The sequence below is a fragment of the Planococcus sp. NCCP-2050 genome (assembly GCF_023708025.1).
In the GTDB taxonomy this organism is placed as follows: Bacteria; Bacillota; Bacilli; order Bacillales_A; family Planococcaceae; genus Planococcus.
In genome coordinates this window covers 1,576,308-1,589,642 of record NZ_BRCX01000001.1, presented here as the reverse complement: position 1 = coordinate 1,589,642, position 13,335 = coordinate 1,576,308, and the positions used below count along the sequence as shown (strand labels likewise).

14 protein-coding genes are annotated in these 13,335 nt (G+C 34.4%); 11 read left to right on the top strand and 3 right to left on the bottom strand.

What is annotated here, in order from left to right:
* The first annotated feature begins 14 nt into the window (after nucleotides 1-14).
* Nucleotides 15-284, top strand: a complete 270-nt coding sequence (locus NFU07_RS07820) for a hypothetical protein (protein ID WP_251476467.1) — start codon at nucleotides 15-17, stop codon at nucleotides 282-284.
* On the opposite strand, the gene NFU07_RS07815 is transcribed toward NFU07_RS07820, so the two are convergent.
* Together NFU07_RS07815 and NFU07_RS07810 are read right to left on the bottom strand one after the other, a co-directional pair.
* Nucleotides 262-651 (bottom strand): hypothetical protein, encoded by a 390-nt coding sequence (locus NFU07_RS07815; RefSeq protein WP_251476465.1) that lies wholly within the window; start codon nucleotides 649-651, stop codon nucleotides 262-264. The two genes, NFU07_RS07820 and NFU07_RS07815, sit on opposite strands and share 23 nt — an antisense overlap.
* 6 nt (nucleotides 652-657) lie before the next feature.
* A complete protein-coding gene (locus tag NFU07_RS07810; RefSeq protein WP_251476463.1) occupies nucleotides 658-1,107 on the bottom strand; it encodes a hypothetical protein in 450 nt (149 codons plus the stop codon).
* 161 nt (nucleotides 1,108-1,268) lie between these two features.
* Between NFU07_RS07810 and NFU07_RS07805 the strand changes: the two genes are divergently transcribed.
* Nucleotides 1,269-1,829, top strand: a complete 561-nt coding sequence (locus NFU07_RS07805; protein ID WP_251476461.1) for an HU family DNA-binding protein — start codon at nucleotides 1,269-1,271, stop codon at nucleotides 1,827-1,829.
* Between the two features lie 309 nt (nucleotides 1,830-2,138).
* The gene (locus tag NFU07_RS07800; protein WP_251476459.1) at nucleotides 2,139-2,495 is read left to right on the top strand and encodes a DUF1304 domain-containing protein; all 357 of its coding nucleotides are present in this window, start codon (nucleotides 2,139-2,141) and stop codon (nucleotides 2,493-2,495) included.
* Between the two features lie 180 nt (nucleotides 2,496-2,675).
* On the opposite strand, the gene NFU07_RS07795 is transcribed toward NFU07_RS07800, so the two are convergent.
* Entirely contained in the window at nucleotides 2,676-3,107 is a 432-nt protein-coding gene (locus NFU07_RS07795; protein WP_251476457.1) for a hypothetical protein, read from the bottom strand.
* Nucleotides 3,108-3,303: 196 nt separating this feature from the next.
* Here NFU07_RS07795 and NFU07_RS07790 point away from each other — a divergent pair, with 196 nt between their 5' ends.
* The 8 genes from NFU07_RS07790 (at nucleotide 3,304) to NFU07_RS07755 (ending at nucleotide 13,281) form a co-directional block, all read left to right on the top strand.
* Entirely contained in the window at nucleotides 3,304-6,270 is a 2,967-nt protein-coding gene (locus NFU07_RS07790) for an AAA family ATPase (RefSeq protein WP_251476447.1), read from the top strand.
* A 1-nt stretch (nucleotide 6,271) separates the two neighbouring features.
* Nucleotides 6,272-7,297: an McrC family protein gene (locus NFU07_RS07785; RefSeq protein WP_251476445.1), complete on the top strand. Its 1,026-nt coding sequence runs from the start codon at nucleotides 6,272-6,274 to the stop codon at nucleotides 7,295-7,297.
* A gap of 21 nt (nucleotides 7,298-7,318) precedes the next feature.
* Nucleotides 7,319-7,567, top strand: coding sequence for an NUMOD4 domain-containing protein (locus tag NFU07_RS07780; protein ID WP_251476443.1), 249 nt, complete (start codon nucleotides 7,319-7,321; stop codon nucleotides 7,565-7,567).
* Nucleotides 7,568-7,592: 25 nt separating this feature from the next.
* Entirely contained in the window at nucleotides 7,593-7,988 is a 396-nt protein-coding gene (locus tag NFU07_RS07775; protein WP_251477155.1) for a (deoxy)nucleoside triphosphate pyrophosphohydrolase, read from the top strand.
* Between the two features lie 169 nt (nucleotides 7,989-8,157).
* Nucleotides 8,158-8,991 carry an EcoRI family type II restriction endonuclease gene (locus tag NFU07_RS07770; RefSeq protein ID WP_251476441.1) on the top strand — a complete coding sequence of 278 codons (834 nt, stop codon included), beginning with the start codon at nucleotides 8,158-8,160 and terminating at the stop codon, nucleotides 8,989-8,991.
* 20 nt (nucleotides 8,992-9,011) lie between these two features.
* Entirely contained in the window at nucleotides 9,012-9,986 is a 975-nt protein-coding gene (locus NFU07_RS07765; RefSeq protein ID WP_251476439.1) for an adenine-specific methyltransferase EcoRI family protein, read from the top strand.
* A gap of 615 nt (nucleotides 9,987-10,601) precedes the next feature.
* Nucleotides 10,602-12,203, top strand: coding sequence for an ATP-dependent nuclease (locus NFU07_RS07760; protein ID WP_251476437.1), 1,602 nt, complete (start codon nucleotides 10,602-10,604; stop codon nucleotides 12,201-12,203).
* A complete protein-coding gene (locus NFU07_RS07755; protein WP_251476435.1) occupies nucleotides 12,193-13,281 on the top strand; it encodes a UvrD-helicase domain-containing protein in 1,089 nt (362 codons plus the stop codon). The genes NFU07_RS07760 and NFU07_RS07755 overlap by 11 nt, the downstream gene beginning before the upstream one ends.
* The last annotated feature ends 54 nt before the right edge of the window (nucleotides 13,282-13,335 follow it).

Sequence of the window (13,335 nt, the reverse complement as noted above, 5' to 3'; positions counted from 1 at the left end):
AGGGGGAAATAAGAATGAAAACATTAATAAGCATGGTTGATGTGGTTTCGAAAAACGGAATGTACCGCTTCTATCAATACAAAGACGGAAATCCGTTATTGCAAGTCGAGATTTATAAGATTGAAAAAGACCGGGAAATCAAAATCAATAATGTACTGAGAGAAACAAAAAAACTCAATGATGAATTCGGATTTGGAATCGAATACAGTCCAAAAAACAGGAAACATCCCTTAAACACCCGTGAGTTCAGCGACAAATTCATCAGAAGGTATCGTGAGATTTAAAATTTTTGGAGGCATGATCATCAATTGCCTGTATTGCCAACTCTAGTGATTTGATCCGCCGTTCAAGCAATGTTTTCTGCGGACTTCCTTCTTTTTGATTGGCATAAGCCTTTTCAATCGAAAGAAGCATCCCTGCTAGAACTTCGCGGACTTCCGCTAATTTTTCTTGGTCATAAGGGAGCAGCTTCCGATGCCAAACAGCTTCAAGCATTTGGAGTCCGATATTGAGGGCATTGAGCCGTTTTTCCAATAGAACCGTATTCGATCTCTTCTCGTTCATCTGCGCTAAAGCCGTTTCGCATTTGCGGATGGTGGATTTGAAAGAGCGAATGGATTCGGTTTGTTCTTTGAGGGTGACGGGTTGCATACTTGATCAGGCCTCCTTGTTTTTAATGTGCTCTCTCCAAACCTTTACCCAATTCCGGTAGATCCGCGTATTCATTTCCCAGCTTGTGATGGTTTCTTGCAATTCTTCAAACGCCAATAAATAATGATAGATTTCTTTTGAGAATACACCATCACTTCCGGCAAGTGCATAAAACGTATCAAAAAGATCCGTCGATTCCTGAATGTCTTGAATCATTTCTTCCTTTTTCAGCGATCCGCTTCTCCAGTAGTTTGTATACAAATCTTCCTCATAATGGGCAGCCCAATCTCCATAAATTCTTCGAGCAGCTTCGTAATCTTCGATATACGGATGTTTGAAATCATTCGGTGAATCATCAAACAAGTCATAGCATTCGTCCGAACAAAAAACGATTCCTTCACAATTCATCCTGCGTTCAAGCTTCGGTTTCTTCCGGCAGACTTTGCATCGTTTCATCAGTGCTCCTCCTTTGTCATTTTCAATTGCCACTATACATAGGCTTCCGAAAAACTGTTACGGAGAAAAGAAGCGTAGGCTATTTCAGCCTGCAGGAAAATGTATAATAGGAAGTAAGAGAAAGAGAGGCACGACGTCTTCTCAAAACAGGAGGAAGTATGATGAATAAAAAAGAGCTCGTCCAAGCCATTTCACATAGGAGCAAAATCTCAAAAGACCAGGCAGCGAAAGTCCTTAACGAAATCACTTCCCGCATCACTGAAGCATTAGCAAAAGGCGATGAAGTGAAGATCAACGACTTCGGCACGTTCCAGCTGACGGAGAAAAAAGAGCGGAAAGGCCGCAATCCGCAGACGGGCGAAGAAATCACCATTGCCGCATCAAAAGCACCGCAATTCAAAGCAGCCAAAGTGCTGAAAGACATCCTCAATGAAAAAAGCTTCATTGAGAAATTTGTCTCAACCGGAAAACTCAACGAGGAAGAAGCAAGCGTCCTCACGTATGTTTTCGAAGAAAGCCGGAAAGCGAAAGAAGCAGGCGAAGATGCAAAAGAAGGCAAGCTCGTAGAAGTAAAAGCAATCGCAGAAAAGCTCGGCATGGAATACCCGGAAGCGGAAATGATTGCGAGCCGATTGATCGGGAAGAAAATCCTGAATACGAAAGTGTTCACGAGCCAGATTGAAGAAGTGTTTTTGAGAGGGAATTACCGGAAGTACTTATAAGAACTAAAAAATTCAAAGCGCTTCAGTTTATATAGCTGAAGCGTTTTTTCTTGCAACTAGATTATTTATTCATTAAATCTTGCAGCTGCTTTACTGAAAATCACATAAATTAAAAGCTTGAACAATCAAATTACCGAAGAGCTGGGACAGACTTTCAAATTGGGCATAGTTAAATTTGTAGGTAACTCTTATAAAGTGGATACTGCCAAGCGTAAGTGCCTTCGGATTATAGATCACACGCTATTTTTCTAATGACTTAAATGTTTAAATAAAGGTAGTTAAAAATTTGGAACAGGGAGGTTATCGTCTATGGCTACTTTGGCAACTATTTTTGTATTGATTGTTTCACTTGAGCATTTTTATATCTTGGCTCTTGAAATGTTTTTTCTTTCGTCTAAAGCCGCTAAACGTTCATTTGGGCTAAGTGATGAAGCGGCGGCGTCCAAGCAAATACGAACACTTTTCGCCAATCAGGGATTGTATAATGGCTTTTTAGCTGCTGGTCTTATTTTCGGATTGATCCGTAATGATACAGGGGTCGTCATTTTCTTTTTATCATGCGTCATTATTGCAGCTGTATACGGCGCATTGACATCCAATCGATCCATCCTAATCAAGCAAGGTTTTCCTGCCATTATCGCTCTAATTCTCGTATTACTAATATGACAATTAATGTTTAACTTTTTAATTAGGATTCTGTGCTTGAAAAGACAGTAGGCGACGCAACTCCTAATTGATTTAGAAATGATGAAGTGTTTTGAGAGGGAACAATAGAAAATATTTTTAATAATTAAAAAGTAAAAGCGCTTCAGTCTTTATAACTGAAGCGCTTTAATCGTAACTAGATTATTTATTCATTAAATCTTGCAGCTGTTTCACTGAGAACTCTCGAACCGGGTAAGCTTTGCTGCTGTTCTGGTGATTGAAGATATAGTGAGTGCCGCCGGATACTTTGACGCGGAATTTCCAATGCGGCCGGCCGGAGCTGTTGATCACGTATTGATCGGCAGGCATCATTTCACGAATAAAGCGGTCAAGATCGGCAACAAGCAATTTGTCGAAAAAGCGGAGAACAAGAAATCCTTTGTATGTTCTTTCTTGGTAGCGATCTACGGAAGACTTACTCAAGTCAAACCAATTATGCTGATTTTGAGCAGAGGGCGAAAGAACAAAAAGCCCTTCTCTTAAAAAAACAGCCGTATTTGAGACTTGCCTTAAGCGAAGATCTTGCGTCAATACATGCTTGTTCACATTCATCGAACTTTGTTTATCGGTCATGTTTGGTACTCCTTCTAAAATAGAGTGGATATCTCAACATAAAAAGCGTAGATTGGAGCTAAACAAAGATGTTAAGTGCATCCTCATTATAAATGTAACTTCTAAAAAATGTAACTAAAGGCATATAATGAATATAGAAAAGCGCTGACATGATCCAATTGAAAGAAAAAGATTTGACCCAGGAAGGAAGATTCATATGTCCAATAAATATATATATGACACTCCACTTGAAATAAGCTCTGAACAATGGCTTGAAATGCTTCAAAATGATGAAGTGTTTAATGACCAAGATAGATATATGATTTTAGCAGTTCTTCAATATGATGGACAGCCTCATGCTACGCTGATTGCTCATGCAATTGGTTTAAAAGGTAGGGGTGCTATTAACTTGCAAGTAGATAGACTGGGTAAAAAAATTATGAAGCATCTACCCGAAGTTCTTTATCTAAAACAGGATAATGGAAGTGATCGACCGTGGCATATTCCTTTTTTAGGCGAAGAAGATCGGGTAAGCAACCACTTTCTTTGGACTTTGCGACCAGCATTAAAAGAGGCTGCAGAAATATATTTTGCCAAAGAATTAAAGGCAGAAAAAGAAATGTTATCTGAACAAGCATATTCCAAAATAAAAAAACAATTACTAAATGGTTCCTATATAGACATTTCATATAGAAGATATAAAAAGTTTAAAGAAAACGAGCTCTATGATGAGTCTTATAAATTAGAAATTCTGTCTCGCTTAAATGAATTCTTAAGAGGACAAGAAATAAACGAAATGACTGTCTTAGATATTGTAAAAAAACTACAAAAAGAAAATCCAAGTGCCGGTAGCTTTGTCCATTGGAGCAATACGGCGGATCTGGTCAAATTTACTGAAGCTAGACCAGAAGAAGTGTCGTTGCTTCTCAATAAATTATACAATCCCGACGCTCCAATTAATGAAAGGATCGAAAATTTTAGGGGGAAAGCAAAAGTTTTTAATCCGGATATTTCATTAGGTGCTCCCCTTTTTGGTTATCTATTAGCAGCAAAAGATTATACAAAGTACCCAATATATAAACAAGAGGTCTTTACTAAAATTAGGAATGATTATGCTATTGAACAAAAGTTAGGGGCGGTTGGACAAAATTACGAAGTTTATTTATTTATATGTGACTTTGTATTAAGTCATTTTAAAAGAAAAGATAGCTCATTGACGATATTAGATATCCAAGACTTTTTCTATTGCAGTACAACGTACAATCAAATAATAGTAGAAAGTGCCGTAGATTATTTATTTGAACAGGCTGTTATACTACGAGAATTTGAAGAAAACCAAGAGCAAATGTTAAATGTAATAACTAATATAGATCCTGAGATATTAGAACAGTTAAGGAATCAATATAGAAATAGTGAAAAAATCAATTTAATACGCTATAAATTGATTGAAGAAATTCTTGAGAATGGATCAGCTTCTCTTTCTAATTTAAATACCATTAAAGAAGAAATTCGAGTTAAATACGATACAAATATTCTGAATTCTTGGAGTGATTTCTCGATATTATTTCAACTTTACTACTTTGATAAAAAGAAAAAGGTGCAAGATGAAATCGGTAAAATACATCAAGCTATCCGTAGATTCGAAGAATTAAAAGACCGCAAATTTGTGGAGAATAAAGTTTTGAATGGCTTTAGTTGGAACAATCAATTTGGTACATCTCGTTGTTGGCTAGCGGTGTATGAAGTAGAATATCCGAACCATCGTCCTGCTCCACAACTATTTGTTGCAATTGATTCCGAAGGTATTGAATATGGTCTACATTTTGGCGATCAGCACGCACAGTCTGGCAGAAGAAGTGTCGCACATATAAAAAAAGCTCAAGAATTTTCTTATGAGGATTTTTACCGAAAAATTATAGAAGTGATAGGGGAATTTGACGATGATTCTTTAGTGGTTGAGCCAGTAATCCCTTATACAAAAGAACTGGGCAAAGAAACCTGGCTAGAGTTAATTGCAAATAAAGATATATTCCATGAAAAAGATTTAGTGTACCTATACAAGATGTATGAAATGGGTGGACAAGCTAGCGCTATTCAATTAGCAGAAGCTCTTGGTAAGAGTCGATCTTCTTTTAATACTCCAGTGGTTCAACTAGCGAAAAGAATCCAACAAGAAACTGGAATTGAAGATATGCACCGTGACGACGGTAGCATCTGCTATTGGTGCGTGTTATTTGAAGAAGAGTATGGAGAAAACGATCAGTTTTTCTGGCGTTTAAAACCCAATTTAAAAGAGGCTCTATCAGAGAGTTACAATGATCCTACGAGTGTTAAATATGAATCTTATTCAAAAGAAGACTTTCTTTCTGAAGTATTTATTGATGATAAAAAATATGATGAAATTACACGTCTTCTAAAATACAAAAAGAACATCATTTTACAGGGACCACCGGGTGTAGGGAAAACTTTCGTGTCAAAAAGATTAGCCTATTCATTAATGGGCTCAAAAGATGAAAGTAGAGTAGAAATGATTCAATTCCATCAAAATTATTCTTATGAAGATTTTGTTATGGGTTTCCGCCCACAAGAAAATGGTTTCTCACTTCAATTTGGAGTATTCTATGACTTTTGCCAGCGCGCAATTGATAATCCCGAAGAAAATTATTATTTTATCATTGATGAAATTAATCGTGGAAACCTTTCAAAAATCTTTGGTGAACTTTTCATGCTAATAGAAAGTGATAAAAGAGATGAATTTGTTACGATGGGCTATTCAAAAGACAAGTTTACAGTGCCTGCTAATTTGCATCTTATCGGTACCATGAACACCGCAGACCGGTCATTAGCCCAAATAGAAGTAGCCTTACGCCGGCGTTTTGCTTTTGTGACGTTAACACCTACTTTTAATGAAAAATGGCGTTTAAATTTGATGAAATCAAATGTTTCGGCAGAGATGGCTAATCAAATTCACCAGATAGTTGATCGCTTAAACAATGATATCGTTAACGATTACCAGCTTGGGTCCGGCTATGCTATTGGGCATTCATTTTTCTCTGCAAAGCCTGAAGATATTGAAGAAAAAGTATGGCTAGAAAGCATTATGGATTTTGAAATTAAGCCTCTTTTAAAAGAGTATTATTTTGATCGTCCCGAAGAGGTGGAGAAATTACTGGAGGAATTATAAGGTGAGCGAATTCTTTAAAGTACCGATCCGTAATTTATTTGTGCTTCTGAGTTATGCTGAAAATATGCCAGAATTGGCCAATAGCTTAAATGATATAGATGAAGATATTATTACGTATGATTTTATTTGCAATCAATTTTTAAAAGAAGTAGAGCGTGTGAACCACCGTGGTCTGGTCAAAAATTATATAGCAAAAACCGAGCTTACAAATCGATTGGCTGGCAGAATGATTATGGAAGAATCTATGCCATTTATTAGTGCTAAAAAACCGGTTGTAGTCTGTCAAAAAGACGAATATACAGCTAATGTTTATTTCAATCAGTTGATCAAATCTACACTAAGATCTATTTCATTAAATCGGCAGGTAAAACAAGAAACTCGAAATCGTAGTTTTAAATACATGGAGTTATTACCTGACGTCGACATAATACCGTTAACGAAATCAGCTTTTGTCAATATACATTTTGGAAGACATGATATTCATTACAAACGTGTTCTGCACATTGCTCGCATCTTAAATGAAATGGTCTTACTGTCTCATAAGAATGGAAATTGGAGCCTCTTCTCAGCGGAAATAGATGAACATATGCTAAATCATATCTTTGAGAAATTCTTATTTAACTTCTATAGGTTGGAACAGCAAGACTATCAAGTAAAGGCTGAAGGCATACAATGGAAACTTGAAGGTAATAAAACCTTCTTGCCTGGCATGCGGACAGACGTATCCTTAACTCACAAGCAGAAGCCGGAGAAAATAATTATTGACGCGAAATTTTATAAAAATATTTTCCAGGTACATTATGGCAAATCATCTTTCCATAGTCACAATATGTATCAATTGTTTACCTATTTAATGCATCAGTCATCAGAATTAAAGCTAAGAGGCGTATTAATATACCCCATGAATGATATCGAAATAGACGAAAGGTATAGTTGGAATGAACGAATAGAGGTAGAAGTGAAATCAGTGGATTTAAATGATTCTTGGGAACAAATATACAGTAGTTTGAAATCGGTACTCGTATAAATTTAATGAAGGAGAAGGATAATGAAAGAAGAACATAGAGCAATAAAAAATTATGAAGGCTTATACGATATAACAGTCTCTGGGAAAGTATTTTCTTACGCACGCAATAGATACCTAGCAAGAAAAGAAGATGAGTATGGGTTTCATATTGTCAAATTATCTAAAAAGGGCCTATCGACTAATTTTAAGGTTTTTCAAATTTGGAAAGAAGCTTTTCCAGAATTAAACGAAAACATGTTTAAAGGAACAAAAATAATTAAATATAAATAACGGTTAGGGAGGTAAGTTTTTGAATTTGAAACGAAAAAATAATATTCATGTAGTAGGAGCAGTCATTACCGACGGCGATAGAATACTTTGTGCCCAACGTGGATATGAAAAAGCTTTAGCCGGACTTTGGGAATTTCCAGGCGGAAAGATTGAACAAGGAGAATCACCACAAGATGCCTTGCGACGAGAAATCCAAGAAGAAATGCAATGTGAAATCGAAATTGGCGAACAAGTAGAACATACCGAATACGAATACGATTTTGGCGTTGTTCATTTAACCACGTTTTACTGCAAGTTAGTAGATGGAGAGCCTGTATTAACAGAGCATATCGCTATTGAATGGTTGAAGTCGGATGAATTAGAAGAATTGGAATGGGCACCAGCAGATGTTCCGGCGATAAAGAAGTTAAAAATGAATTAACCAATCCTATTAAGTTTATTAAAATACTTTTTGAAAAAGTTTAAAAGCCCTACTTGTACTTTTTCATAACTTTAGATAATAGAGGATTGTCTATAGAATGAACTGGTATAATTACGATATGGAAAAAATTACGTTTAGTTGAAAATTAAAAATAAAGGGAATGAAACTTGTGTCTAAAAAGAATCAGTCAATTAGATTAACAGATCAGCATACAAAATCAAAAGGGGTACTTGGAATATTTGGAGAGTTGGCTAAGGTACATGATATATCTGTAAGTGATATATCTAGAGCAGTTCAAAAACAGTTGCAAGAAAAATACCCTAACTTACAATTTAGGTATAGAAAAACACTCTCGAAAGCAGAAATAAATGCTTCATTACAAGAAATAGATCCTTATTTAGGCCAGACTCTGTTTTTACCAAGCTCAAGCATCATACCCGATGGAGGATTAATTGAAGTGAAAGATGATAATGACAAATGGAGATTGGTTCTAGTTTCAGAAGCAAAATTTCAAGGAAAAGATATTGAAAATATAAAAGCAGGTAAATTAGTTGGTAAAGGTATGGACCAAGACACTATGGCTGCAGGAAATGCAATAGAACGCTCACATAAAAATATATCGGAAATCGCTAATTTTATGCTAGCTGAATCACATTTCCCATACGTGATATTTTTAGAGGGATCAAATTTTTTGACAGAGACAATAGAGGTGACGAGACCTGACGGGCGTAAAGTTGTGCTAAAATATAATTCTGGATCATTAAACAGATTGGACAGGTTAAGTGCTTCAAACTACGGAATGCCTTTTAATACAAATTTATGCCAGAATAAATTTGTTAGTGTTAATGATAAATCAGTAATGCTCCAAGCAGCCTCAATATATACAACTGGCGATGGGAGTAAGTGGGAACCGGAGAAGATGTTTATAATTATGCAGAGCATAGCCGAAACATCTTTACAGTTGCTAGGGAAAGATCTTTTTAAACAAATAACGGAAAAATAATGAGATTGGACAGGATATAAATGAGGAAAAATGGTAATACGCTTTTACGCAAAGCGAAAAAAAGTAAAAATGACGAGTTTTATACCCAACTAATAGATATTGAAAGTGAATTGAAACACTATCAAAATCAATTTAGAAATAAAATAGTTTACTGTAATTGTGATGACCCCACTATAAGTAACTTTTATAAATACTTTGCTCTCAATTTCGAAGAGTTGGGATTAAAAAAACTAATAGCATCATGTTATCTAGATAATGAATCAAGTTTATTTAATTACAATCAAAAAAAATCTAGTGGTTATTATTATGAATACACAGGAGAAAAAGATGAAGTAATTATACCGACTTTTGAAGATGTAACATATTTTAAAAACAATGGTGACTTTAGGAGCGAAGAAAGTTTAGAGCTGTTAAAACAAGCAGATGTAGTTGTGACAAATCCTCCTTTCTCTTTATTTAGAGAGCATATCAATCAGATAATGGAATATGAAAAAGAGTTTTTAGTTATAGGAAATATTAATGCAATTACCTACAAAGAAATATTTAAATTAATAAAAGAAAATAAAGCTTGGATGGGCATAAATATGGGGCGAGGCATATCTGGATTTATTGTTCCCGATTATTATGAACTATATGGAACAGAAACACGTACAGATGACTTTGGAAACAAAATAATCTCTCCAAACAATGCTTTATGGCTAACAAACTTGGATAATTATCAAAGACATACAGATATTCTTCTAACCAAAACTTACAAAGGAAATGAAGAAGAATATCTGAAGTATGACAATTACGATGGAATTAATGTAAATAAAACTAAAGATATACCTAGTGATTACACAGGAGCGATGGGCGTACCTATAACATTTCTGCATAAATTTAATCCAGATCAATTTGAAATAATAAAATTTAGAAAAGGGAATGATGAAAAAGATTTGTCTATAAATGGAAAGACTCCTTACTTTAGAATTTTGATAAGAAATAAGCGAATATAAAGTATAATCATAAGATACTCCTTCCAGAATATTATTTTGGAAGGAGTATCTTTGATAAGAAAAGAGAAAGCCAGTATCGGCCAGGTCAAGTAAGCGAATACCGAAAAAGTAGTGAACACTAGTCTACTGGTGCTATAAAAATGAATTCAAAATTCACACAATGAAATATTGTATATTTTGCAACTAAAAATTGAGCCACTTGTGACTGGCTCTTTTCTACTCGTTTTTGCTTATGGCATTCTATCATTCGATAGGAAGGACCCACCACATTTACCAAATGTGCTTTATAGCCGAGGTGATTCGTAAATGTCTTTGATATATTTACTTTCAAACTCTCAAAAACGATGGTTTATAAGAGTCAGAGAAGAAGGCGTTAATTTTCTTCTCTGGCTCTTTTGCTTTGTTTCATTACTTTTTTCAAAATCAATCTCTCATAAATATTGTTTCATAATGGTTTTGAAAGACCCTTGAGGAATTAAATGATTTTTAAATACTTGATGGGGAATAAAGAAGATGTTGGATATTTATGTTAAAGTTAGAGTAGTTTGTTAATTTGGAATATATCTTATTTTTCTATGAATAATATCAGAAATTATAAAATGAGGGGCGTTTAAGATGATTGAGAAAGTAGTTATTAAGAACTTTAAATCGATCGAATCTTTATCTTTAAATGTTGATAAGGATATAAATATTTTGGTAGGGGATAATGAACAAGGAAAATCTACAATACTTGAGGCAATAAATTTAGCTTTAACTGCGAGTTTGAACAAAAGAAGCATACACAATGAAATATCACCATTTATATTTAATAGGAAAACAGTTAACAATTATCTCGAAATTCTCCGGAATAAAGCGACTATTGAGCCACCTAAAATTTTAATAGAAGTATATTTTCAAGAAAGTGAAATTGTAGCAAGTTTGAAAGGGACTAATAATTCACGAAAAGAAGATACTTGGGGGATTAGTTTATCAATAGAACTGGATGAAGAGTTTGAAGATGAGTATGCAGAATACATTAAAGACCCTGATAATATTAATAATATTCCTATCGAGTATTATACGGTTAAATGGTATTCGTTTTCTTTTTCTCCTTTGACTTTAAGGAGTAACCCAGTGAAATGTGTATTGATCGATGCTACTGAAGGAAAGGCTTGGAATGGCACAGAAAGATATATTTCTAATATTATTGGTAATACATTGGAGTTAAAACAAAAAGTAGCTTTGAATATAAACTATAGAGACTTAAAAGAAAGCTTTTCTAGTATAGGCGCTATTCAAGATATCAATACGAATCTATCGAGCAAGACAGGAGAGATATCAGATAAGGATTTAAGCATTTCTTTAGATGTTTCTCAAAAGAGTGGGTGGGAGAGCCATTTAACAGCATATTTAGACGAAATACCTTTCGATTTAATCGGAAAAGGTGAACAAAATTCTATTAAACTAAAATTATCGCTTGAAACTAACCTGGAAGACGTGCACGTTATTTTAATAGAAGAACCTGAAACACATTTATCCTATACAAATATGAGTAGGTTAGTTAAGCAGATTTCTGAGAAATGTGTGGGAAGGCAACTACTAATTACTACTCACAGTACCTATGTTTTGAATAAATTAGGTTTAGATCATGTTATTTTTCTGAACGATGGAAACACAATGACTTTAAAGGACCTTGAAAAAGAAACCTATAACTACTTCAAAAAGCTTCCGGGTTACGATACTCTTCGACTAATTTTAAGTGAAAGAGCCATCTTAGTTGAAGGACCATCTGATGAATTGATTGTTCAAAAAGCCTACATACAAAAACATGGTCGACTCCCTATAGAGGATGGAGTTGATGTAATTACTGTAAGAGGTCTTTCTTTTAAAAGATACCTGGAAATCGCTGATATTTTATCAAAAAATGTTGCTGTAATTACAGATAACGATGGGGACATTCAAAAAAATATAATAAATAAATACGGTGATAGATATTTAACACATGATAATATCAGTGTTCACTATGGTGATGATGAAAATTATAAAACACTAGAGCCTCAACTTGTAAAAGCAAATGGGGTAGAGCTTTTAAATAAAATCCTAGAGGTTGATTATTCTACTGAAGAAGACTTAATAAAGTATATGACCAGTTCGAATAAGAAAAGCGAGTGCGCAATGCAGTTATTTGATAGTGAAGAAAATCTGGAAATACCGGAGTATATAGCAAATGCAATATAATAATGAAGTTGTCATTGCTGCTGCGGGATCTGGAAAGACAAGCGAACTAATCATTAAAGCAAATGAAATATTAGATAAGAGAGTATTAATTACCACATTCACTATTGAAAACTCTGAAGAGATAAAAAAGAAGTTTTTGGAAGACTCAGGATGTCCGCCTTCCAATGTGAAGATTCAAACCTGGTTTTCATTTCTATTAAATGAAGGTGTAAGACCTTACCAAAATTTCTTATACGATAAAAAGAGAATTGATAATATCGAATTTATCACTGGACGGTCTACCAATTATGTAAAGAGAACCAATGTTGAAAAGTACTATTTTAGAGATGGGAAATATATTTATACAGACAAAATGTGTGATTTCATTATGGAAGTCAACAGACTTTCTCAACATGCTGTTATTAAAAGATTAGAGGATTTGTACGATGTAATTATGATTGATGAAGTACAGGATTTAGCTGGTCATGATTTAGAGTTTCTATTAGAACTGTTTAAGTCTAAAATTGAAATTATAGTCGTGGGAGATAATAGACAGGCCGTGTTTTTTACTAATCAATCAGCTAAAAATAAGAATAAAAAGGGTGTACATATCTTTAGTTTATTTAAAGAATGGGAAGACAAAGGCCTTTGTAAAATAAGTTATAAAACAGATTGTTATAGAAGCAATCAACAAATTTGCGATTTAGCAGATTTACTTTACCCTGAGATGCCTAAAACAAAATCTTTAAATGAAAAAGTAACCGGACATGATGGTTTGTTTCATATTAATAACCAAGATATCGAAAGCTACATATCAACATACAATCCTCAAGTCTTGCGATATGACAGAAGAACCAAATTTATAGGAGAAAGTCTGCCATTGAATTTCAGAAAATCAAAAGGACTTACATTTGATCGAGTCCTTATATTATGTAATGGTCCATTAAATAAGTTTTTGAAATCAGGGGAGTTTGAAGCGCTTTTAAAATCGAGAGCACCGTATTATGTTGCTTTCACTAGGGCGCGTTACAGTGTGTGCTTTGTAAGCCATCAACAAGACATTGAAAATAAGTACATTGAAACTTACAGGCTTGAGTAGTCGGGACAAAATAATAGAGCCTTTCTATTTAAATTAAAGAAGACCTATTAAGTT

Bases quoted from the DNA above. Each gene is read 5' to 3' on its own strand.
- NFU07_RS07760 (WP_251476437.1), top strand. From the start codon at position 10,602: ATGATTGAGAAAGTAGTTATTAAGAACTTTAAATCGATCGAATCTTTA.
- NFU07_RS07820 (WP_251476467.1), top strand. From the start codon at position 15: ATGAAAACATTAATAAGCATGGTTGATGTGGTTTCGAAAAACGGAATG.
- NFU07_RS07810 (WP_251476463.1), bottom strand. From the start codon at position 1,107: ATGAAACGATGCAAAGTCTGCCGGAAGAAACCGAAGCTTGAACGCAGG.
- NFU07_RS07805 (WP_251476461.1), top strand. From the start codon at position 1,269: ATGAATAAAAAAGAGCTCGTCCAAGCCATTTCACATAGGAGCAAAATC.
- NFU07_RS07815 (WP_251476465.1), bottom strand. From the start codon at position 651: ATGCAACCCGTCACCCTCAAAGAACAAACCGAATCCATTCGCTCTTTC.
- NFU07_RS07765 (WP_251476439.1), top strand. From the start codon at position 9,012: ATGAGGAAAAATGGTAATACGCTTTTACGCAAAGCGAAAAAAAGTAAA.
- NFU07_RS07790 (WP_251476447.1), top strand. From the start codon at position 3,304: ATGTCCAATAAATATATATATGACACTCCACTTGAAATAAGCTCTGAA.
- NFU07_RS07800 (WP_251476459.1), top strand. From the start codon at position 2,139: ATGGCTACTTTGGCAACTATTTTTGTATTGATTGTTTCACTTGAGCAT.
- NFU07_RS07780 (WP_251476443.1), top strand. From the start codon at position 7,319: ATGAAAGAAGAACATAGAGCAATAAAAAATTATGAAGGCTTATACGAT.
- NFU07_RS07795 (WP_251476457.1), bottom strand. From the start codon at position 3,107: ATGACCGATAAACAAAGTTCGATGAATGTGAACAAGCATGTATTGACG.
- NFU07_RS07755 (WP_251476435.1), top strand. From the start codon at position 12,193: ATGCAATATAATAATGAAGTTGTCATTGCTGCTGCGGGATCTGGAAAG.